A 20636-nucleotide genomic window follows, 5' to 3' on the forward strand; every position below is an offset into this window, starting at 1 on the left:
AGCGGCCAGCACGCTCGCACGGCCACCCGCATCAGCCCGCATGCGAGCCCGCCTCCACGACGGCCGGACGGCGCTGCCGCCGGCCGATCCACAGCGCCAGCAGCGCCGCGGTCAGCGCAAAGCCCAGACCGACCAGCGGCACCGGCGCCGGATCGTCGGCGTGCAGCAGCAGCGACGCCAGCAACGGCCCGCAGGCCGACCCGATCAACTGCGCGGCCGGCACCAGCACCGCCACCCGCCCCTGCGCATCGGCGCGCAGCGCCAGGCCGACATGGAACGGCATCAGGAACATCCAGGCGAAGCCGAACGCCACGCACACCGCGGCAAAGCCCAGCGCCGCATTGCCCGGAACCCGGTACATCGCCGCGGCCACCAGGCACAGCGCCACGCTGCCCAGGGTCAGGGTCGCCGTCACCGACAGCCGGCGCACCCAGTAGATCGCTGCCAGGCCACCGACGATCTGCATGCCCAGCACCCACGAGGTCTGCAGTTGCGCCGCATGCGCGTCCAGTCCCGCGCGCAGCGCCAGCGGCTCCAGGTACGCCCACAGCGCGCCGATCGCCGACATCTGCAGGAACGCCACCAGCAATGGCGCCAGCGTCGCCGGCGACCAGCGCAGCCTGGCGGTGGCGGTCGCCGCGCACTGCGCATCGGCGGCGGGAGCCAGGCTTGCCGGCACCGACAGTGCCGCCGCCAGCGGCAGCACCAGCAGGCAGGTCGCGGCCATGGCGACGAAACCGCCCTTCCAGCCGGCCGCCGGCAACACCCACAGCGCCAGCGCCGCCGCCAGCGCGATCTGCGCCAGCGCCTGCAGCACCATGAACACCGCGGTGACCCGGTCCGGGGTGGCCGCGCGCACGATGCTGACCGTTGCCACCCAGACCAATAGGCCCTCGGCCAGGCCGGCGGCCGCACGCAGCGCGACGAACGCCGCGTCGCCCTGCGCCTGCACGGTGGCCAGGTTCAGCGCCGCGGCCAGCAACGCCGCCACGATCGCCGTGGCACGCTGCCAGGACACCGGCAGCAGCGCATCGCCCAGCGCCACGCCGATCCCCAACGCGATGATCTCGCCCATCGCCACCACGCCCACGCCGGGCAGCGTGATCAGGTGCTGCTCGACCAGTGCGCCGAGCACGATCGGCTGCACGCCGAGGATCAGCAGGGCGATGGCGCCGATCGACAAGGCCGCGGCGAGCGGACGTGTCGCGTGGACGGCGGTTGATGCGAGGGAAGACGGGGATGGCGCGGCGGTCATCGCGATGGACCCTCAGTAGCCTTTGCTTTCGGCCGGCAGTTCGCCCGCGGCGAAGGCCGCGGCGGCACGCACCTGGTCCTTGCGCAGCCGCGCGTTGGCGATGCGCCGCACCCACCAGGGCAGCTCCCGCACCTGCCCGCCGGTGGCCGCGGCAAGCACATAGGCCTTGGCGCATTTCTCGAACAACTCCACGTTCAATGCCAGCCGCTGCGCGGTGATGCCAAGACACAGCGGGCGTCCGCCGAACAGCAGGACGCTGCCGACGCCCGGCGCGGCCGTCGCCAACGCGTCGACCGCAGGAAATGGCGCCGGCATCGGCCCGATGTGCCGCGCCTGTTCGTCGAACACCTGCGGCAGCACGCCGCCGACATTGGCCAGAAGGTGGCCGAACGCACCGGCCGACCAGGCGCTGGCGCCGACATCCGGACGCCGCGCGTACACCTGCGCGTGCACCTGCGCCGCGGGCGGCAGTGCCGGGTCGCGCCAGTCCAGCCACTGCGGCCGCTCCGCCTCGAGCGCGCCACAGCACATCGCCGTGCTGCCCGGACAGCGCAGCGCCAGGGCTGCCACGTCGTCGCCGAGCAAACGCTTGGCCACGAGCCGCTCGCGGGTGTGCAGCCAGAGTGCTTCGATCTGCGGGACGGTGGGCATGCGCTACACCAGCTTGAACACGTCGTCGAAGCGGTTCAGCGCCTCGTCGACCACCGCATCGGTATCGGCGCGGCTGGTGTAGATGCGGCTGCCGGCCAGGGTGATCAGCCCGTGCGCGGAATACGCCGCGCCCATCTCCTCCATCATGTGCTTGCGCTCCTTGGCTTCGTTGCGCACGCGCCACAGCTTGTACAGGTTGCCGGTATCCAGCAGCAGCACGCCGGAGGTCTGCAGGTGCACGATCGAGCCCATGTTGTAGACCACGTACGGCAGGCCGAGACGGCGGATGATCGCCTCCAGGCCCTGCCGCAGGCGATCGCCTGCGCGGCCGGCCTGGCCGGCGGCATCGCTGCGCTGCGCTTCCAGCAAGGCGTGGTAACCGGCCACGCAGGACAGCGGATTGGCCGACAGCGTGCCGCCGACGAAGGCGCGCCGCGCGGTGGTGCCGATGCCGCCGACCAGGCTCATCATCACCTCGCGGCGGCCGCCGATCGCGCCGGCCATCGGATAGCCGCCGGCCAGGCACTTGCCGAGCACGGTGATGTCGGGCATGACCCCGAAGTAGCCCTGCGCACCGCCCGGGCCGAGCCGGAAGCCGGTGACCACTTCGTCGAAGATCAGCAGCGCGCCGAACTCGTCGCACAACTTGCGCACCTGCCGGTTGTAGTCGTGATGCACCGGCCGCGTGCCGCTCTCCGGCCCCAGCGGTTCCAGCAGCACCGCCGCGGTGCCGCCGCGCAGGCGATTGAACTGCAGCTTGCGCCGCAATGCCTCCAGATCGTTGGGATGGCATTCCTGGGTGTAGGCGGTGGCGCCGCGCGGGATGCCGATCGCCTCCATGCGCCCGGTGCCCGGCAGGCGCATGCCGTACACCAGCTGGTCGCTCCAGCCGTGGTAGGCGCCGCCGATCTTGATGATCCATTTCTTGCGGGTGTGGGTGCGGGCCAGGCGCACCGCGCCCATCACCGCCTCGGTGCCGGAGCCGAGCAGGCGCAGCATCTCCACCGCCGGCATGCTGGCGCAGACCAGTTCGGCCAGTTTGACCTCGTACGCGTGCAGCAGGCCGGTCACCGGGCCGCACTGGTCCAGCACCGCCTGCACGTGTTCGCGCAGCTCCGGCGGATTGGACCCGAGCAGGGTCGGGCCGCCGGCCTGCAGGAAGTCGATGTAGCGGTTGCCGTCCACGTCGGTCAGGTACGCGCCCTCGGCGCTGTGCATCGCCAGCGGGAACGGATGGTTGAACGCCAGGTTGTGCTGCACGCCACCGGGGATCACCTGCTTGGCCGCCTCGCCCAGGCGCCTGGAGCCCTGGCAACGCGCGTCGAAATAGCGCATCACCTTGGCCATGCCGGCGGCGCCGATCGGCCGCATCGGCTGGTTCACCAGCGTATGGAAGCGCGCGTACAACTGGTCCACATCGGGCCACTGCGAAATGGCGGGGGTCTGGCTCATGGTCGGTGCCGGGCTCGGGGGAACGGAAACGGAAAGCGCGTGCATGGGGTCAGGCCTCCAGGGCGGTGAGGACGGCACGCAACGGCGCGGCCAGGCCGGCGTCGTGCAGCGCGCGGCGTTCGATGCGGCGCGCCAGGTGATCGCGCGCCACCTGCTCCAGCGCATCGACCGCCGCCACCGCCTGCTCCAGGCTGCGGCCGCAGCACAGCACGCCGTGGTTGCGCATCAGGTAGGCGTTGCTCGACGGCCGCAGCTGGCGCGCCAGCAGCCAGGCCAGCAGCCCGGTGCCGGACGGGAAATAACCGACCATCGGCACGCGGGCACCGATCGTTGCCTGCAACGCCGGATCCTCGACCGGCAGCGCCGCACCCAGCAGCGCGCAGGCGCTGGCCACCGGCTGATGGGTGTGGATGCTGCAGGCCACGTCGGGGCGGCGGCGCAGCACCTGCGCATGCAGCCCGGTCTCCACCGACGGCGTGGCCGCGCCATCCAGTTGCCGCAGGTCGGCCAGGCGCACCACGCAGATGTCCTCGGCGCGCATCGCCAGGTAATCGATGGCCGAGGGCGTCACCGCGAAGCGCTCGGCATCCAGGCGCAAGGCGACGTTGCCGCCGGTGCCGGCCAGATAGCCGCGCCGCGACAGGTCCACGCACAGCGCGACCACGCGCGTGCGTTGTTCATGGGCAAACATGCTGGGGAACCTCCGGCACGCATTCGGGAAGGGGATTCATGCGCCGGTAGATCGGCGCCAGGGTGCGCTGCAATTCGCGGAACATCGCATAGCGGTCGTCGTACAGCGCGCGGGTGAGCGGCGACGGCTCGTACACCCGGCGCGCGCGTTGCAGCGCCGGCAGGTCGGCGAAGCGCAGCCGGCCCAGGCCGACGCCGGCGATGAAGGTGGCGCCGATCGCATTGGCCTGGATCGGGTTGTGCAGTTGCCGGATCGGCTGGCCGCTGACGTCGGCGATGATCTGGCACCACAGGTCCGACTGCGCGCCGCCGCCGACCGCGGCGATCACGCCCGGATCGCGGCCGAGCAGCCGCGCGAACGGCTCCATCATCCAACGCGTGTTCAGCGCCACGCCTTCCATGAAGGCACGGATGATGTCCTCGCGGGTGTGCATCAGCGACAGGTTGACCAGCCCGGCGCGCAGGCTGTGATCCTCCACCGGGGTGCGCTCGCCGAACAGCCACGGCATGTACACCAGGCCGTTGGCCCCGGGCGGCACGCGCGCGGCGATGACGTTGAGCACCTCGTACACGTCCGGGCGTTCCTCGTCGCGCAGCAGTTCGTCGGGATGGAACAGGATGCGGTCGCGCAGGAACGACAGGTTGGCGCCGGCGGTGGACTGCAGCGCGGTGGCCAGGTAGCGCCCGCTAACCGCGCACGGCACCGCGGCGATGTTGCTGAACACGTCGGTCTTCATCCGCGGCACGTGCGCGCCCAGCCACGACGAGGTGCCCAGATACAGATGCGCGGCGTAGTCCTCGACCGCCGCGGCCACCGCCACCGCCGAGTTGTCGATGGCGCCGGCGATCACCCGGGTCTGCGGCGACAGGCCCAGTTGCGCGGCCACGCCCGGCAGCAGCGGCCCCAGCACCTCGGTCGAGGCCACCAGATCCGGCAGCTTGTCGCGCTCGATGCCGAGCAGCCGCAGCAGGCCGTCGTCGTAGCGGATGCGCATCGGGTCGCGGTTGTCGGTGACCCAGGTGGTGAGCACCGAATCGGCGGTGGCGCAGAAGCGCCCGGTCAGGCGCAGGTTGAGATAGTCCAGCGCGTTGAGGAACTTGTGCGTGCGCTGGTAGCGCAGCGGCTCGTGGTCGCGCAGGTAGGCGATATGGCCGGCGCAATCCTTGCCGCTGCCGGCCGGCGCGCCGCCGCTCAGGCGCAACCAGCGCAGCAGCTTCAGCGGCGCATAGCCGCGCACGTTGAGCCAACGCCCGCGCAGGCGCCGCGCGATCGCGGCCTGCCCGCGCATGTCCAGCCACAGCATGGCGTTGCCCAGCGCGCGGCCGTCGCGGTCCACGCAGACAGTGCACTCGCCCTGGGTCGAGCAGCACACCGCGGTCACCCGGCGGCGCAGCGCCTCGCCGCCCTGCAGCACCGCCGCGGCGGTGACCAGCAGCGCGTTCCACCAGTCGCGCGGATCCTGCTCGGCGCAGACGCCATGCACGTGCAGCGGCACCGGTTCGAAGGCCCAGGCGATCACCTGACCCTCCAGGGTGACCAGCGCGCACTTGCAGCCGGAGGTTCCCAGGTCCACCGCCAGCACCAGCGGCTGGTCGCCGCCCCGGTCGGCATCGAGCAGTTCGCTGCGCATCGGTCAGAACGTGTAGCCGATCGAGGCTACCAGGGTGTCGCCATCGGTCTTGCGGATGCGCGCGCCGTCCTGCACCCAGTACAGCTCGTGCGCATTGACCCGGGTGCTGACCCAGTCCAGGTTCCAGTCCAGGCCCCAATGCTTGTGGGTGACGCCGATCTGGTAGTCGGCGAAGCTGCCCTCGCTGAAATTGCGCAGCTTCTGGTAGCCGGCGTGCAGGCGCAGCGTGGTCGACGGCAATACCGACGGCAGCAGCGGCGTCTGGTAGTTCAGATCGCCCAGCAGCGTGCCGCGCGAGTCGTGCTCGCCACGGGCGAAGCAGCGCAGCGCCGTCGTCGGGTCGGCGGCGAACTGCAGGATCTGTGCGCACACGCCGCCGGTATCGGCACCGCGGTAGGTCTTGGAGAACACGTACAGCAGGCGGCCCTCGACCGCGCCGTAGCCGAGTTCGAGCACGCCGAAATTGCTGTCGTAGTCGGTGCGGCGAATGTCCTCGGGCGTTCCCGTCTCCAGGTCGATCCGGTGCGGTGCCAGGAAGCTGGCGCCGGGGAAGCGCTCCGTCGCCAGACCGACGCCCGCATGCCAGGCATCGGGATTGCCGAAGCGGTAGCCGGCCGCCGCGGTGATGCCCAGCCCGTCGCCATCGAGGAACTGCTTCTTGCTGACCTTGGCCACCTCCAGCAGCGCGACGAAACCGCTGGCGTGCACGAACTGGGTGGTCCATTTCAGCGATGGGCCCATCAGCGAGTCGGACACGCCGCGCGTGCGCTGCTCGCTCATCAGCTTGATCTGATTCTGGAACTCGTAGTTGACCATGCCATCGGCGTCGGCCTGCTGGGCGTGGGCCCGGGCGCAGCACGCGCCGTGCAGGGCCAGTGCGCCCGCGAAGGTCGCCATGAAGCGGACTGCAGTCATCTCAATCTCCCCTGTTCGCTGAGGAAGGTGGGACGCGCGGCGGCCGTCGCTGGCCCCGCACATCGATGACGCCGGCGCGTTGCGCGCGCGGCGGGTGATTACTTGGCGCAGACCGGCGTGCTGGGCAGCGCCTGCACGCGGGTGAAGCGTTCGGTCTCGCCGAGCACTTCCACGCCGACGAAGGCGCGCAGGTCCAGCGATTTGCCGCTGGCGCGCAGCGTGGCCTTGTAGCGCTTGCCGCTGCGCGGATCGAACGCCCAGCCGTCGCGCCAGGTATCGCCGTCCTCGCGCCCCAGACGTGCGATCTGCACGCCGCAGGTATCGGTGGCGGTGCCGGCGTCCTTGTCCCAGACGATGCGTCCGCACAAGGCCGTGGCCGCATCCATGCAGGGCGCGAACTCCACCACCGCGTCCTTGGCCGCGGTCAGCCACAACCCCTGCGCCGCGGCCGGCGCGGCGCACGCCGGCGCGGTCGCCAGCAGCCATCCCGCGACCACCACACCGACCACGCCGTACCGCCTGATTCCCGGACTCGCCTGCATCGAACGCCCCCTCGCCATCGCGCAATTAAGTAGTGAAAGCTACCGTATAGCGATCACTACCGTTTTGCAAGCATCGTCCATACGGCCTTTGCCGCGGACGTGGCGAGGCGCGCAAACGCCTGGATTTCAAGGGTTCGCGTGTGCAGCGACATGCGTGCGACGGCCGATTTTTGCGGCGTTGCAACAGCCATCGGCGAGGACGGCGACAACAGATCGGCTCGTCCGATCGCCATGGCGTCGCACTGCGAACCGAGCGAATGCGCCAGCCACGCCATCCAGCCACGCGGCCGCGCGCGGCCGAACCCGATCGGCGGCGTCAGGAAACGAGAAGGGCAGAAGGCGTGTCGGCAGTCGCTGCGACCTTGCTGCAGCAGCAACCGCCGCGACACCGCGATGCGCACTGTCGCCCGCGAGGGTCGGCAGCGCCGGCGCGGGCCAGCGAGAGTTGTGGCGACCGGCACGATCGGCGGGTCAGAAGCGGCCGGCGATGGCACGGCCGCGATGGCGGGGATGGGTCCCGCTCAGTGCATCGGCGCCTCCCGCAAGCGGGAGGCGCACGGACGGATCAGGCGTCCTTGCCGGACACGTGCCCGTCGATCTTCGAGGTCTGGTACAGCGCCATGCCGATGCGCTTGATCAGGCCGAGCTGTTGCTCCAGCCACCAGGCATGGTCTTCCTCGGTGTCGCGCAACTGCGCCAGCAGCACGTCGCGGCTGACGTAGTCGCCGTGCTGCTCGCACAGTTTCATGCCCGCGGCCAGGTTGGCGCGCACTTCGTACTCGACCTTCAGGTCCTTCTCCAGCATTTCCTCGACCGTGCGCCCGGGTTCGAAGGCATGCGGGCGCATGTCCGGGTCGCCCTCCAGGAACAGGATGCGCCGCAGCAGCGCATCGGCGTGCTCGGTCTCCTCTTCCATCTCGTGGTTGATGCGTTCGTACAGCGCCAGCAGGCCCTGGTCCTCGTAACGCCGCGAGTGGATGAAATACTGGTCGCGCGCGGCCAGTTCGCCGCGCAGCAGCTCCTTGAGGCATTGCACAACGTCGGGGTGTCCCTTCATGGGGCGGGCTCCGTGGGGTCGACTGAGGGCGCCATAGTGCCCGATGCCGCCGCGCCGCGTTCCAATCGGAATCATTCACATCCCGACTCGCACATCCGTGATGCGTGACCCCGCGCACAGCGCGCCGCGCCTACGCGGGAACGACACGCAGTCGTGTCTAGAATCGGAGACTTGCCCACCGGAGAGAGACGATGCGCGGTCGATGGAAACGCCTGCTGCTGGGGACGCTGCTGCTGACCGCGGCCGTGGCGCTGGGCATCTGGCTGCTGCTGCGCGGCAGCCTGGCCACGCTCGACGGCAAGGCCCCGCTGCAAGGCCTGCGCGCGCCGGCAAGCATCCAGCGCGACGCGCTGGGCGTGGTCACCATCGATGCCGCCGACGAGGCCGATGCGATGCGCGCGCTCGGCTACGTGCACGCGCAGGAACGCTTCTTCGAGATGGACCTGCTGCGCCGCGCCGCCGCCGGCGAACTGTCCGAGCTGGTCGGTCCGCACGCGCTGGACGTGGACAAGGCACGGCGGGCGCATCGCCTGCGCGCGCGCAGTAGCGCGCAACTGGCCGCGTTCGCCGGCACGCACGCGGCGGCCTTGCAGGCCTACAGTGCGGGCGTCAACCAGGGCCTGCACGCGTTGCGGATACGGCCGTGGCCTTACCTGATGCTGTTCGCCGCGCCGCGCGACTGGCAGCCGGTGGATTCGGCGCTGGCCGGCCAGGCGATGTACTTCGACCTGCAGGGCAAGCAACTCGAGCGCAAGCTGGCCCTGTATCGCCTGCAGCAGCGCTTGCCGGCGCCGCTGTACGCCCTGCTGCGCCACGAGGGCAGCAGTTGGGACGCGACACTGGACGGCAGCGTGCGCGGCGACGCGGAGCTGCCCTCCGCCGATCAGGTCGATCTGCGCCGCCTGGCGGGCGCGCCCGCCCCCGCCGCGACCGAGGCGGTCGCCACCAGCGCGCCCGGCAGCAACAACTGGGCGATCGCCGGCAGCCGCACCGCCGACGGCCGCGCCATCGTCGCCAACGACATGCATCTGGGCCTGCGCGCGCCCAGCCTGTGGTTCCGCGTGCGCCTGCGCTATGCCGATGCGCAGGCGCCGGGCGGCCGCGTGGACGTGTCCGGATTCTCGCTGCCCGGCCTGCCGGCGGTGATTGTCGGCAGCAACGGTCACGTCGCCTGGGGGTTCACCAACAGCTATGCCGATACCGCCGACTGGTACCGGCTCACCCCGTGCGCCGCGGTGGCGCAGCCCGGCTGCACGCCGGTCAGCGTGCATCGCGAACGGATCAAGGTCTCGGGCGCCCCCGACACCGAACTGCAGGTCGAAGACACCGCCTATGGCCCGATCCTGCAACACGAACCCGACGGCAGCGCGCTGGCGTTGCGCTGGGCCGCGCAGTTGCCGGGTGCGCTGAATCTGGGGCTGGCCGACTTCGCCCGCGCCACGTCCCTCCCCGACGCCTTCGCCCGCGCGCAACGCATCGCCACGCCGGCGCAGAACCTGGTGCTGGCCGACCGCGACGGCCATATCGGCTGGCGCGTGCTCGGCCCGCTGCCGCTGCGCGGCCCGCATTGCGCAGCCGATGCGGTGATGCACGACGTGCGCGCGTCGGTGCCGGCGGACGCGCGCTGTGCGCCGTGGCCGCTGTCCACGACCCAGTCGCCGCAACGCATCGATCCCGCCGACGGGCAATTGTGGACCGCCAATGCGCGCGTGGTCGGCGGCGCCGAACTGGCGCCGCTCGGCGACGGCGGCTACGCGCTGGGCGCACGCGCACAGCAGATCCGCGACGACCTGCGCCTGCATCCGCACCTCGACGAACGGCAGTTGCTGGCGATCCAGCTCGACGACCGCGCCCTGTTCCTGCAGCGCTGGTGGGCGCTGCTGCAGAAACGCGACGCGGGCGCGGCCACGCCGGCGCTGCACGCCGTGTCGCAGGCGGCCGCGCACTGGGAGGGCCGCGCCAGCACCGGATCGGTGAGCTACACCCTGGTGCGCGCCTGGCGCCTGGCGGTGCTGACCCGGATCCGCGACGGCCTGATCGCGCCGGCACCTACAGGATCGGACGCCGATGCCGCGCCCCCGCCGCTGCCGCAACTGGAAGGCGTGGCCTGGCCGCTGCTGCAGCAACAGCCGCTGCACCTGCTGCCGCGCCGCTACGGCAGCTGGCAGGCGCTGCTGGAAGACGCCGCCGCCGAGGTGCGCACGCACCTGCAGGCCGATGGCCCGCTGGACACACGCCGCTGGGGCCAGGAGAACCGTGCGGCGATCTGCCATCCGCTGGCGCAGGGCCTGCCGGCGCCGCTGCGCGGCTGGCTGTGCATGCCGGACACGCCGCTGCCCGGCGACGACGACATGCCGCGGGTGCAGCGCCCGGCGTTCGGCGCCTCCGAGCGCATGGTGGTGGCACCGGGCCACGAGGCCGAGGGCATCGTGCACATGCCCGGCGGCCAGAGCGGCCACCCGCTGTCGCCGTTCTGGGGCGCCGGCCACGCCGACTGGGTGCAGGGCCGCGCCACAAAGTTCCTGCCCGGCCCGACCCGGCACACGCTGACATTAAGCCCGTCCGCACCACAATGACCCGCGATGAGCTCCGCGCCGGCGTCCGACCGCATACGCCGGCCTGCCTTCCCCCTTCCCCCACTGCCGAGTCTGCCTACCGATGAAGCGCCCTCCCCTGCTCGCCCTGTTGCTGCCGCTCGCCGCGGCCGTGTCGTTTTCCGCCTGTGCCGCGCCGGCTGCCGACGCGCCCGCGGCCGCCTCCGACTGCAGCGTGCGCGCCCAACCCGGCGACGATCTGCAGGCCGCGATCGACCGCGTCCCCAACGACGGCAAACCCGCCACCGTGTGCCTGAGCGCCGGCGAGTTCCCGGTTAGCAAGTTGATCTCGATCCAGCGCGACGGCCTGCGCCTGCGCGGCCAGGGCGACAGCACCGTGCTGCGCATGCGCGACCACGTGCAGCAACCGACCATCGTCATCGGCGACTATCAGAACGAGCGCCCCATGCGGCCGATCCGCGACGTGCGCGTGGAGCAGTTGCAGATCGTCGGCGGCACCATCGACAAGGAGTTCATGCCCGAACGCCCGTACCTGAGCAACAGCCTGGTGGTGGTGCGCAACGGCCAGAACATCCAGCTGACCCACCTGCGAGTGAGCAAGTGCCGCAGCGCCTGCCTGCTGAGCGAGTTCGACAGCCGCGACCTGCTGATCGCGCACAACGACGTGTCCGGCGCGACCTGGGACGGGGTGTCGTTCAACCGCACCGCCAAGGTCAAGCTGATCGACAACGTGATCCACGACAACGTCGCCGCCGGCATCACCACCGAGCATCTGGAAGACAGCGAGATCCGCGACAACCGCCTGGAGCGCAACGGCAGCCAGGGCGTGTACCTGGCCGACGCGCGGCGCAACCTGTTCGCGGGCAACCAGTTCATCGACAACAAGGGCGCCGGGCTCTACCTGACCTGCTCGATCCGCCAGCGCACGCCGCAGATCCTGTGCTGGGACGACAGCATGAGCCAGGACAACACCTTCGAGAACAACACCTTCCGCGGCAACCCCTACACCTACACCATCGGCGTGGACAGCGCGGCCAACTGCACCGGCCCGGAGTTCCGCCCCAATCTGTGGCGCAAGAACAACCAGGCCGATGCCTCGGGCATCGACATCCAGCCCGAACGCTACGGCCACTGCGTGCGCTTCGAGTAAGCGCGCGCGGCCGCGGCGCCTGCGCACGCCACCCGGCCGGCCTTGAACAGGTCGGCCGGGGCGCGCCCGCCCGCGCGTGGCGGCAGAACCGGGGTGATCGGCAGGCCCGGTCGCGTCCAGGCGGGTGTCGCCCCCAAGGCGGGCGACACGCACGCCGCGACACATCCATTAAAGCTCTGCCTGCAGCGGCCGCTAACCGGTGACGACGCCCCAGCGACCGACGGACCGCGCTGGACCACCGACCGGCCGTGCCGCAGACGCTGGAGTGCCGCGGCGCTCTGGGAGAGCAGATGAACTACCACCTTCATGTCCGCCGCACCCTCGACACGCCGATCCTGGCGATCCAGGGCCTGACCCTGTGCGTCTGGCTGGCGCTGCTGCTGTGCAACCCCTACCTGAACCACCCACTGGACGCGCGCTACGCGCTGGCGTTCGCCGCCATGCTCGGCAGCGGCCTGGTCATGCGCATGGCCAGGCGGTCCTGGCAATGGCGGCTGGGCGCCTTCCTGTCGGTGATCGCGTTCGATGCCGCGTTCCGGCTGCAGTTGCACCACATGGGCGGCGCCGGCCTGGCCTGGATGCTGCCGGTGGCGGTGACCCTGAGCCTGGGGTACAGCGTGCTGTTCTGCCACGCGCGCGACTATCTGCTGGCGCTGGCCTGCACCTGGGCGATCATGCTCGGCTGGCACGACAGCCTGGTGCCGGCCTCCGCCGACCTGCCGCTGCTGGAGATCCTGGTGGCGGCGGTGACCATGGTCGGGTTCGCGTTGAACCGCATCTTCGTCACCACCATGCGCAGCAACCACGCACTGAAGGAAGGCTATCGGCGCCTGGCCGCGACCGACGCACTGACCGGCATCCCCAACCGGCGCGCGCTGATGGCCGACCTGCAGGCAGCGGTCGGCACCCAGCACGCCGTGCAGTTGGCCATGCTGGACATCGACGACTTCGAGCGGATCGGCGCCGAGCACGGTCACCACGTCGGCGATGCGGTGCTGCAGGCGCTGGCGACGGAACTGGTGCGGCTGGACCCGCGTTGCCGCGTCGGCCGCCTCGGCGGCGAGGAGTTCGGCCTGCTGTTCGAGGGCGTGTCGCAGGACAAGGCGAGCGCACTGGTGCGGCGCCTGCAGCAGCGCATCCGCGGCCTGCGCGTGGATGGCACCAGCTTCACCTGCAGCGTCGGCATGGCCTCGTTGCCGGCCGGCGGCGAACTGTCCGACCTGCTCGCCCGCGCCGACCGCGCGCTGTCCGCCGCCCGGCAGGCGGGCAACGGCAGCCTTCGCCTGGACGGCGCCACGCCGGTGTCGGCCAGCACGTCCGCGGCGTTCGCGCGCGATCCCGTGCTGCCGGCCGCCACGTCGCTGTAGCAGGCAGCACCAACAGCCCCCCCGCGGGGCGGCGCATGCCGCCGCCCCGCAGCGCACTCGCTCGTGGTGCACGCGCATCAGGCCCGACGCAGACAGCGCAGACGTCCACCCCGCTTCACCGCCGCTGCGTGCGGCACGAACAGGCTGAACCGCAGACGCTGCGGCCACTCAAGCCGCCACGCCGGCATGCCGATAAGCTGCCATCGATCCAGCGCGTGCGCGTCGGCGTCCGCACATCACGAACCGGCCGGGACGCGCCGTTGGGCAGCACATGACGTACCCGGAGTACATCCGCCACCTGCTGGGCCGGTCGACCACCGCCATCCAAGCGCTGACCCTGTCGATCTGGGTCGCGACGCTGCTGTTCAATCCGTATCTGCAGCGACCATGGGGCCTGGTCAATTTGATCCTGCTGGCCGCGCTGCTCGGCGCCGCCGCCTGCACCCTGCTGGTCCGCCGCTTCTGGCACTGGCGCCTGAGCGGCGCGCTGTATGTGCTGCTGCTGTCGTGGGCGTATCAGATCGAGCTGCGGCAGATGGGCGTACATGGCGAATTCTGGTGGCTGCCGACCACGGTCACCCTGTGCCTGGGCATCAATCTGTTGTTCCCGTTCACGCGCGACTACCTGCTGGCGCTGGCATACACCTGGACGATCATGCTGACCGGTCGGGCGCTGCCACCGGCGGCCGCCAGCGACCCGATGCTGCTGGGGCTGCTGGTCGCCGCGGTGTCGCTGATCGGCTTGGCCATGAACCGCACCTTCGCGCGCAGCATGCTGATCACCTATCGCCTGAAGGAAGACTACCGGCGCATCTCCGAGACCGATGCGCTGACCGGGCTGGCCAACCGGCGCGCCCTGATGGCGCAACTGCATGCGCTGGCGGCCGAGCGCGGTCGCCGCGGCACGCTGCAGTTCGCGATGCTGGACATCGACGATTTCAAGCAGGTCAACGACCGCCATGGCCACGATGTCGGCGATGCGGTATTGCTCGCCCTGGCCGCCGAACTGACCCGGCTCGGGCACGGCTGCCGGGTCGGCCGGCTCGGCGGCGAGGAATTCGGCATCGTGCTCGACGGCATGAGCGACACCCAGACCGATGCCCTGCTGCAGCGGCTGCTGGAACGCGTGCGCCAGACCCGCGCCAAGGGCGTGGCCTTCACGTTCAGCGCCGGGGTCGCGCGCATGCACCCCGACGGCGACGTCTCGGATCTGCTCAAGCGTGCCGACCGTGCGCTGTATGCCGCCAAGCGCGACGGCAAGAGCCGGATCTGCCTGGACAGCGCCACAGGGCCAGCCCCCATGGCGGCCGTGCACGGCGCCCTCGACAGCGCGGCGCCGACGGCGGATCCGGCGTAGCGGGAGGCGCGCGGCACGCATCGCCGGCGTCGAACACGCACGCTACCCGGGCAGCGCGACACGCCTGCGCTTGCGGCTACACCGCCCGCCACAGCAGGCGCAGGCCCAGGCCACTCATCAGCACCGCACTGAGCCGGTCCAGCGGCCGCCGCGCGCGCAGCCACCAGCGCCGCGGCGCGGGCGCGGACAGCAACCCGGCCACCAGCGCGAACCAGGCCGCATTGATGGCGAAGGCCAGCGATGGCAGCGCCACGTACTCGGCGGGCACGCGCTGCGCCGGCAGCAGCGCGGCGAACAGGCCGGCGAACACCAGCGCGGTCTGCGGGTTGCCGAGCTGGGTCAACAGGCCCATGACGAAGGCCGAGCGCACCGCCGGCACCTGCTGTTCCGGCGCGGTGGCGGCCAGCGACGCCGGCGTCCGCCACGCCCGCCAGGCCAGCCACAGCAGATAGGCGGCACCGGCGACCGACAGCGCGCGATGCAGCGCCGGCACCCGCTCCAGCAACGCCTGCAGGCCGAACAAGGCCGCCAACGCGAACAGCGCGCAGCCCACGCCCATGCCCAGTGCCGCGGCGAGCCCGGCCGCGCGCGAGCGCCCCGCGGCCAGCCGCGCCACCAGCAGGAAGCTGGCGCCGGTCACCCCAGCGCCTGCGCGTGCACCCCGGCCACCGCACGGCCGGAGGGATCGGCCATCGTCGCGAAGCTGGCATCCCAGGCGATCGCCGCCGGCGAGGAGCAGGCGATCGACTTGCCGCCGGGCACGGTCTCGGCCGCGGCCGGCGTCGGGAACACGCGCTCGAACAGGCTGCGGTAGTAATAGGCTTCCTTGGTCTGCGGCGGGTTCACCGGGAAGCGCTTGTCGGCCGCGGCCAGTTCGCGGTCACTGACCTGGGCCTCGGCATGCGCCTTCAGCCCATCGATCCAGCCGTAGCCGACGCCGTCGCTGAACTGCTCCTTCTGCCGCCACAGGATCGACTCGGGCAGATAGCCCTCGAAGGCTTCGCGCAGCACCGCCTTCTCGATGCGCTTGCTGCCGTCGGCGCGGGTGCCGGCCATCTTGTACTGGGCGTCCATGCGCATGGCCACGTCCAGGAACTCCACGTCCAGGAACGGCACGCGCGGCTCCACGCCCCAGGCCATCATCGACTTGTTGGCGCGCAGGCAGTCGTAGTTGTACAGCGCGTCGAGCTTGCGGATCAGTTCTTCGTGGAATTCGCGCGCGTTCGGCGCCTTGTGGAAGTACAGGTAGCCGCCGAAGATCTCGTCGCTGCCTTCGCCGGAGAGCACCATCTTCACCCCCATCGCCTTGATCCGCCGCGCCAGCAGGAACATCGGCGTGGAGGCGCGGATGGTGGTGACGTCGTAGGTCTCGATGTACCGGATCACCTCCGGCAACGCGTCCAGGCCTTCCTCAAAGGTGTACTCGAAGCCGTGGTGCACCGTGCCCAGCGCCTCGGCGGCGATCGCCGCGGCGGCCAGATCCGGCGAGCCCTTCAGGCCGATCGCGAACGAGTGCAGGCGCGGCCACCATGCCTCGGCCTCGTCGTTCTCCTCGATGCGCTTGCGCGCGAAGCGCGCCGCCACCGCCGCCACCAGCGACGAATCCAGTCCACCGGAGAGCAGCACGCCGTACGGCACGTCGGTCATCAACTGGCGATGCACGGCGCGCTCGAAGGCCTCGCGCAGTTCCTGCATGCTCACCTCCACGCCCTGCACCGCCGCGTAGTCGCGCCACGGCTTGCGGTAGTACTGCACGAGTTCGCCGCTGGCGCTGTCGTAGTAGTGGCCCGGCGGGAACTGGGCGACGTCGGCGCAACTGTCGGCCAGCGACTTCATCTCCGAGGCCACGCGCAGCCGCCCTTGCGCGTCGTGGCCCCAGTACAGCGGGCACACGCCCATCGGATCGCGCGCGATCAGCACGCGGCCGGCGGCCTTGTCCCACAGCGCGAAAGCGAAGATGCCGTTGAGGCGGTTCAGCAGCGCGTCCGGCGTGGTTTCGCGGTACAGCGCGTTGATCACCTCGCAGTCCGAGCCGGTCTGGAAGGCGTATGGCTGCACCAGCTGCTTCTTCAGTTCGCGATGGTTGTAGATCTCGCCGTTGACCGCCAGCGCCAGCTGCCCATCGTCGGAAAGCAGCGGCTGCGAACCGCCGGCCGGGTCGACGATGGCCAGGCGCTCGTGGACCAGGATCGCGCCGTCGTCGACATACACGCCGCTCCAGTCCGGGCCGCGGTGGCGCTGCCGCTGCGAGCAGTCCAGCGCCTGCCGCCGCAGCGCCTGCAGGTCGTCGCCCGGTTGCAGGCCGAAGATGCCGAAGATCGAACACATGGGAAAGCTCCTGATCGTGGGGTGTTGGTTGCGGAGGGGAACACCCAGGCACAAAAAAAACCCGCATCGGCCGATGCGGGTTTTCTGGTGGCTGGGCGTGGTGTTTCTGGTAGCGCCTAGTCGCAGACCCGCATCGGCCGCGCACGATTATTCGCCAGCGCATTATTGCGGCCGTTGGCGTTGCTCGAGCGGAGGGCGGACAGCGAGGTCATGGAACGACCGTAACCCGGCACGCGGGCCGGCGCAACTGTTACCGCAGCAACCGTTCGATCAGGCGCAGGTACAAATCCGGCAACGCCTCCAGGTCGGCCACGCGCACGTGCTCGTCGACCTGGTGGATGCTGGCGTTGACCGGGCCGACTTCGATGCACTGCGCGCCCAGCGGCGCGATGAAGCGTGCATCGGAGGTGCCGCCGCCGGTGCTCTCCTCCGGCGGCGCGCCGGCGACCTCGCCCAGCACCTCGCGTGCCACCCGGCGCAGCATGCCTTCGGGGGTGTAGAACGGCTCGCCGCTGCGGTGCCAGCGCAGGTCGTAATCCAGGCCATGGCGATCGAACAGCGCGGCGATCTCCGCTTCCAGCCGCGGCGCATCCCAGTGCGGGGTGTAGCGCAGGTTGAAGGCGACCTGCAGTTCGCCGGGGATCACGTTGTTGGCGCCGGTACCGCCATGGATGTTGGAGAGTTGCAGGCTGGTCGGCGGGAAGCTTTCGTAGCCGTCGTCCCAGTGCCGCGCGACCAGCTCGGCCAATGCCGGCGCGGCCAGGTGGATTGGGTTGCGCGCCTTGTGCGGATAGGCCACGTGCCCCTGCACGCCGCGCACGCGCAGCGCGCCGGAAAGACTGCCGCGACGGCCGACCCGCAGCAGGTCGCCAAGCCGCTCGGTGGACGAGGGTTCGCCGGTGATGCACCAGTCGATGCGCTCGCCACGCTCGGCGAACACGCGCGCCACATGGCGCACGCCGTCGATCGCATCGCCTTCCTCGTCGCTGGTCAGCAGCAGCGCCAGCGTGCCCGGATGCTGCGGCCGCGCGGCCACGAACCGCTCGGCGGCGACCACGAAGGCGGCCACGCTGCCCTTCATGTCGGCGGCGCCGCGCCCGTACAGCACGCCATCGCGGACCTGCGGCGCGAACGGATCGCTGCTCCAGGCCTCGCGCGGCCCCGGCGGCACCACGTCGGTATGGCCGAGCAGCGCCAGCACCGGACCGTCGCCGCCGCGATGGGTGGCCCACAGGTTGTCGACCTCGCCGCAGCGCAGCCGCTCGATGGCGAAACCGGCGCGCTGCAGCCGCTGCGCGATCAGCGCCTGGCATCCGGCATCGTCGGGGGTGACCGACGGGCGGGCGATCAGGTCGCAGGCGAGTTCAAGGACATCGGACATGCAGGGATACCGTTGGAAAACACGAGGGAGACGCGATGCGGATCGGCGGCGGCAGCGTCGCGTGCCGACGGCGCACGTTGCGCAGTGTACGAGCGGGACTTGCGGATTCGAAGCATCGGCCGGGATCGCCGGACGGGTGCGCGGTCGCGGCGCCGGCCGTCGCTACGGCGCGATGCCGGGCCAGCGCATGTACTGCACGCGCACCGCGAAAGCTTCGTTGCCAGGCATGCGCCCGCCGTGCGTGCCGGTTTCGACGAAACCGCAGGCGCGGTAGAACGCCAGCGCCGCGGCATTGCCCTCCAGCAATTCCAGCGTCAGGCCAGCCGGACTGGCCTGCTGCACCGCGACCACCAGCGCCTGACCGACGCCGCGCCGGCGCGCGGCCGGATCCACGTACAGCCAGGCCAGTTCCTCGCCGTCGTCGGCGACGAAGCCGAGCACCTGGCCGTGCGCTTCTGCGACCTGCACGCGGTAGTCGAACAAGCCTTCGCGCTCGGCCGCGATCGGCAGCGGCAGGAACGCCTCCGGCAGCCCCGCCGCCTGCAGCTCCTCCAGCCGCGCGGCATCGTGGATGGCGCACAGGCGCGCCCAGTCGTCGGCCCGGTACGGGCGGATATTCACGCGATCCCGAACCGCTGCTTGAAGCCGTTGTCGGAGAAGCCCTGGCTGAGCTTGCCGTCGTCGGTTACCACCACCGGGCGGCGGATCAGTTGCGGATACTCGCGCAGCAGCAGCTTCCATTCGGCATCGGAGCCGGGTGTCTTCTTGTTGTCGGGCAACTGCCGCCAGGTGGTGGAGGACTTGTTGACCAGCGCGTCGAACCCACCGGCCTGGCCGGCCCAGTCCAGCAGAGTCTCCGGGGTCGGCTTGTGCTCGCGGTAATCGACGAAGGTGTAGGCCACGCCGAAGCGGTCCAGCCACTTGGTCGCCTTCTTGCAGGTGTCGCAGTTCTTCAATCCGTACAACGTCGTCATCGAAACATCCCTTCAAGCGAATGAAGCCCCTCTCCCAGCGGGAGCGGGGTTGGGGTGAGGGTCGGTCGGCCCAGAACAGATCGCACTCCAAAGCACCGCGCACCGCCTTTCGGCGGGCGATGCCATCAGCAGACGAACCGGGCATGCCGTCATCGACAGGCCGCAGCGCGCGTGATCTTACCCGCCGCGCGCGCCATCGGCCTCCCAGGCGCAAGAAGACGCCGCCAGGCCTCACTGCACCGGCACTTCCTGGAGCTTGGCCGAGTCGATCCGCCAGCGCAGCTGCGCCGCCGAAGCCCCGTCCACACCGTTGACCCGGCGCAGCACGTAGTCGCCGCGGAAGCGTTGCCGCGTGCCGTCGGCCAGCGTCGCCTCCACGGTGACCGGCACCGGCTGGTACACCGAACCGGCGGCGCCATCGCTGGCGCCCAGCGCGCCGATCGTCGCCTTCACCGTACGCGTCTGCGCAAAGCCGGCCTTGAAGGCCGCGTAGGACTGCCCCGGGCGCCCGTCCTCGCCCCACTGCTGCCAGGCCGTGGCGTAGTCGCGCGCATTGATCGCCGCGTAGTAGCGCCGCACCACGTCGGCCGCGGCCTGCGGGCTGTCGGCGGCCGGGCCGCACCCGGCGGTGGCCTGCCCGTCGCGGCCGAGCAGCGCGCAGCTGCGGGCGATCTCGTCGTCGATCATGGCGCAGCTGTTGGCGGCATTGCAGGGCGGGTGCGTGGCCGGCGACACCGAGCGACAGGTGGCCGCACGCGCCGCCGCGGCGTCGGCGCCGATCTCGTCGGCGCAGGACAGCGGCGCGCCCGCCGCACCGGCAGTCCCCGTCGTCGTCGCAGGCGCTTGCGCAGGCGCAGGTGTCGCGGCCGGCGCCGGATTTGGCGCAGCGGCGGCCGCCGCAGGCGTGTCGCCCTGCTTGGGCGTCGTCGACGCCGGCGCGCCCTCACGGCCGCACCCGGACAGCGCGAACGCCGCCGTCATCCAGCAAGCCCACATGATCGTACGCATCGGTCTCTCCTGTTCGTTCGTGGCAGCGCGCCAGGCCTCTTCCGTTCCGCCCCCTGACGTGGCGGCAGTGGCGCAATCGCGTGCGCCAGCGTATCGGGCCACCCATGTACGCCGGGTATGCACAGCGCTCCCGACCGGCCGCGGGATCGCCCGGTTCAACCGACGGCCGGCCGTCCATCTCCTGCAACGTCGATCACCAAGGCGGAGGCGAGCGTCGACGCAACAGGGCACGGCAACGCTGCGGTGCAACCGGCGCGCATGGCCCTGTGCCGCGGGCACGCGACGGAACCGCTCGAACAGGTTGCAAGCTGCCGGCGTTACCC

19 protein-coding genes are annotated in these 20636 nt (G+C 71.0%); 4 read left to right on the plus strand and 15 right to left on the minus strand.

Going from position 1 to position 20636, the window contains the following annotated elements:
- Positions 1-31 precede the first annotated feature (31 nt).
- From SLW56_RS05890 to bfr, 9 genes are all read right to left on the minus strand, one after another.
- Complete coding sequence (locus tag SLW56_RS05890; protein ID WP_320694485.1) at positions 32-1183, minus strand: MFS transporter; 1152 nt, start codon at positions 1181-1183, stop codon at positions 32-34.
- An 84-nt stretch (positions 1184-1267) separates the two neighbouring features.
- Positions 1268-1906, minus strand: a complete 639-nt coding sequence (locus SLW56_RS05895) for a hypothetical protein (protein ID WP_320694486.1) — start codon at positions 1904-1906, stop codon at positions 1268-1270.
- Between the two features lie 3 nt (positions 1907-1909).
- Positions 1910-3358, minus strand: a complete 1449-nt coding sequence (locus SLW56_RS05900) for an aminotransferase class III-fold pyridoxal phosphate-dependent enzyme (RefSeq protein ID WP_152237640.1) — start codon at positions 3356-3358, stop codon at positions 1910-1912.
- Between the two features lie 49 nt (positions 3359-3407).
- On the minus strand, positions 3408-4049 hold the full coding sequence (locus tag SLW56_RS05905) for a class II aldolase/adducin family protein (protein WP_320694487.1): 642 nt from the start codon (positions 4047-4049) through the stop codon (positions 3408-3410).
- Positions 4036-5679, minus strand: coding sequence for an FGGY-family carbohydrate kinase (locus SLW56_RS05910; RefSeq protein WP_320694488.1), 1644 nt, complete (start codon positions 5677-5679; stop codon positions 4036-4038). Before SLW56_RS05910 ends, SLW56_RS05905 begins: the two co-directional genes overlap by 14 nt.
- A gap of 3 nt (positions 5680-5682) precedes the next feature.
- Entirely contained in the window at positions 5683-6576 is an 894-nt protein-coding gene (locus SLW56_RS05915; RefSeq protein ID WP_320694584.1) for a TorF family putative porin, read from the minus strand.
- 116 nt (positions 6577-6692) lie between these two features.
- Positions 6693-7118, minus strand: a complete 426-nt coding sequence (locus SLW56_RS05920) for a DUF2147 domain-containing protein (RefSeq protein WP_320694585.1) — start codon at positions 7116-7118, stop codon at positions 6693-6695.
- Between the two features lie 74 nt (positions 7119-7192).
- Complete coding sequence (locus SLW56_RS05925; protein ID WP_320694489.1) at positions 7193-7537, minus strand: hypothetical protein; 345 nt, start codon at positions 7535-7537, stop codon at positions 7193-7195.
- 164 nt (positions 7538-7701) lie between these two features.
- Positions 7702-8193, minus strand: a complete 492-nt coding sequence (gene bfr / locus SLW56_RS05930) for a bacterioferritin (RefSeq protein WP_026143459.1) — start codon at positions 8191-8193, stop codon at positions 7702-7704.
- A 191-nt stretch (positions 8194-8384) separates the two neighbouring features.
- Between bfr and SLW56_RS05935 the strand changes: the two genes are divergently transcribed.
- The 4 genes from SLW56_RS05935 to SLW56_RS05950 all read left to right on the plus strand — a co-directional run bounded on the left by SLW56_RS05935 (position 8385) and on the right by SLW56_RS05950 (position 14622).
- Positions 8385-10769 (plus strand): penicillin acylase family protein, encoded by a 2385-nt coding sequence (locus SLW56_RS05935; RefSeq protein ID WP_320694490.1) that lies wholly within the window; start codon positions 8385-8387, stop codon positions 10767-10769.
- 82 nt (positions 10770-10851) lie between these two features.
- Positions 10852-11898, plus strand: a complete 1047-nt coding sequence (locus tag SLW56_RS05940) for a right-handed parallel beta-helix repeat-containing protein (protein WP_295941901.1) — start codon at positions 10852-10854, stop codon at positions 11896-11898.
- A gap of 290 nt (positions 11899-12188) precedes the next feature.
- Positions 12189-13265 carry a GGDEF domain-containing protein gene (locus tag SLW56_RS05945; RefSeq protein WP_295941903.1) on the plus strand — a complete coding sequence of 359 codons (1077 nt, stop codon included), beginning with the start codon at positions 12189-12191 and terminating at the stop codon, positions 13263-13265.
- A 271-nt stretch (positions 13266-13536) separates the two neighbouring features.
- Positions 13537-14622, plus strand: a complete 1086-nt coding sequence (locus SLW56_RS05950) for a GGDEF domain-containing protein (protein WP_320694491.1) — start codon at positions 13537-13539, stop codon at positions 14620-14622.
- Between the two features lie 76 nt (positions 14623-14698).
- Here the strand turns inward: SLW56_RS05950 and SLW56_RS05955 are convergent, their stop codons facing one another.
- The 6 genes from SLW56_RS05955 to SLW56_RS05980 all read right to left on the minus strand — a co-directional run bounded on the left by SLW56_RS05955 (position 14699) and on the right by SLW56_RS05980 (position 20313).
- Positions 14699-15262 carry a LysE family transporter gene (locus SLW56_RS05955; RefSeq protein ID WP_320694492.1) on the minus strand — a complete coding sequence of 188 codons (564 nt, stop codon included), beginning with the start codon at positions 15260-15262 and terminating at the stop codon, positions 14699-14701.
- A complete protein-coding gene (asnB, locus tag SLW56_RS05960) occupies positions 15259-16950 on the minus strand; it encodes an asparagine synthase B (RefSeq protein ID WP_320694493.1) in 1692 nt (563 codons plus the stop codon). The genes SLW56_RS05955 and asnB overlap by 4 nt, the downstream gene beginning before the upstream one ends.
- Before the next feature lie 250 nt (positions 16951-17200).
- Positions 17201-18331: a succinyl-diaminopimelate desuccinylase gene (gene dapE, locus SLW56_RS05965; protein WP_320694494.1), complete on the minus strand. Its 1131-nt coding sequence runs from the start codon at positions 18329-18331 to the stop codon at positions 17201-17203.
- Positions 18332-18493: 162 nt separating this feature from the next.
- Entirely contained in the window at positions 18494-18952 is a 459-nt protein-coding gene (locus SLW56_RS05970) for a GNAT family N-acetyltransferase (protein WP_152245942.1), read from the minus strand.
- Positions 18949-19305, minus strand: a complete 357-nt coding sequence (locus tag SLW56_RS05975; RefSeq protein ID WP_150408990.1) for an arsenate reductase — start codon at positions 19303-19305, stop codon at positions 18949-18951. Before SLW56_RS05975 ends, SLW56_RS05970 begins: the two co-directional genes overlap by 4 nt.
- Before the next feature lie 231 nt (positions 19306-19536).
- Complete coding sequence (locus tag SLW56_RS05980; RefSeq protein WP_320694495.1) at positions 19537-20313, minus strand: hypothetical protein; 777 nt, start codon at positions 20311-20313, stop codon at positions 19537-19539.
- Positions 20314-20636: the final 323 nt, after the last annotated feature.

Origin of the sequence: Xanthomonas sp. LF07-6 (genome assembly GCF_034105445.1) — a bacterium.
Taxonomy (GTDB): Bacteria; Pseudomonadota; Gammaproteobacteria; order Xanthomonadales; family Xanthomonadaceae; genus Xanthomonas_A; species Xanthomonas_A sontii.

Coding starts and splice junctions, on each gene's coding strand:
- SLW56_RS05940 (WP_295941901.1), top strand. CDS start 10,852: ATGAAGCGCCCTCCCCTGCTCGCCCTGTTGCTGCCGCTCGCCGCGGCC.
- SLW56_RS05910 (WP_320694488.1), bottom strand. CDS start 5,679: ATGCGCAGCGAACTGCTCGATGCCGACCGGGGCGGCGACCAGCCGCTG.
- dapE (WP_320694494.1), bottom strand. CDS start 18,331: ATGTCCGATGTCCTTGAACTCGCCTGCGACCTGATCGCCCGCCCGTCG.
- asnB (WP_320694493.1), bottom strand. CDS start 16,950: ATGTGTTCGATCTTCGGCATCTTCGGCCTGCAACCGGGCGACGACCTG.
- SLW56_RS05900 (WP_152237640.1), bottom strand. CDS start 3,358: ATGAGCCAGACCCCCGCCATTTCGCAGTGGCCCGATGTGGACCAGTTG.
- SLW56_RS05980 (WP_320694495.1), bottom strand. CDS start 20,313: ATGCGTACGATCATGTGGGCTTGCTGGATGACGGCGGCGTTCGCGCTG.
- SLW56_RS05915 (WP_320694584.1), bottom strand. CDS start 6,576: ATGGCGACCTTCGCGGGCGCACTGGCCCTGCACGGCGCGTGCTGCGCC.
- SLW56_RS05895 (WP_320694486.1), bottom strand. CDS start 1,906: ATGCCCACCGTCCCGCAGATCGAAGCACTCTGGCTGCACACCCGCGAG.
- SLW56_RS05905 (WP_320694487.1), bottom strand. CDS start 4,049: ATGTTTGCCCATGAACAACGCACGCGCGTGGTCGCGCTGTGCGTGGAC.
- SLW56_RS05950 (WP_320694491.1), top strand. CDS start 13,537: ATGACGTACCCGGAGTACATCCGCCACCTGCTGGGCCGGTCGACCACC.
- SLW56_RS05945 (WP_295941903.1), top strand. CDS start 12,189: ATGAACTACCACCTTCATGTCCGCCGCACCCTCGACACGCCGATCCTG.
- bfr (WP_026143459.1), bottom strand. CDS start 8,193: ATGAAGGGACACCCCGACGTTGTGCAATGCCTCAAGGAGCTGCTGCGC.
- SLW56_RS05975 (WP_150408990.1), bottom strand. CDS start 19,305: ATGACGACGTTGTACGGATTGAAGAACTGCGACACCTGCAAGAAGGCG.
- SLW56_RS05935 (WP_320694490.1), top strand. CDS start 8,385: ATGCGCGGTCGATGGAAACGCCTGCTGCTGGGGACGCTGCTGCTGACC.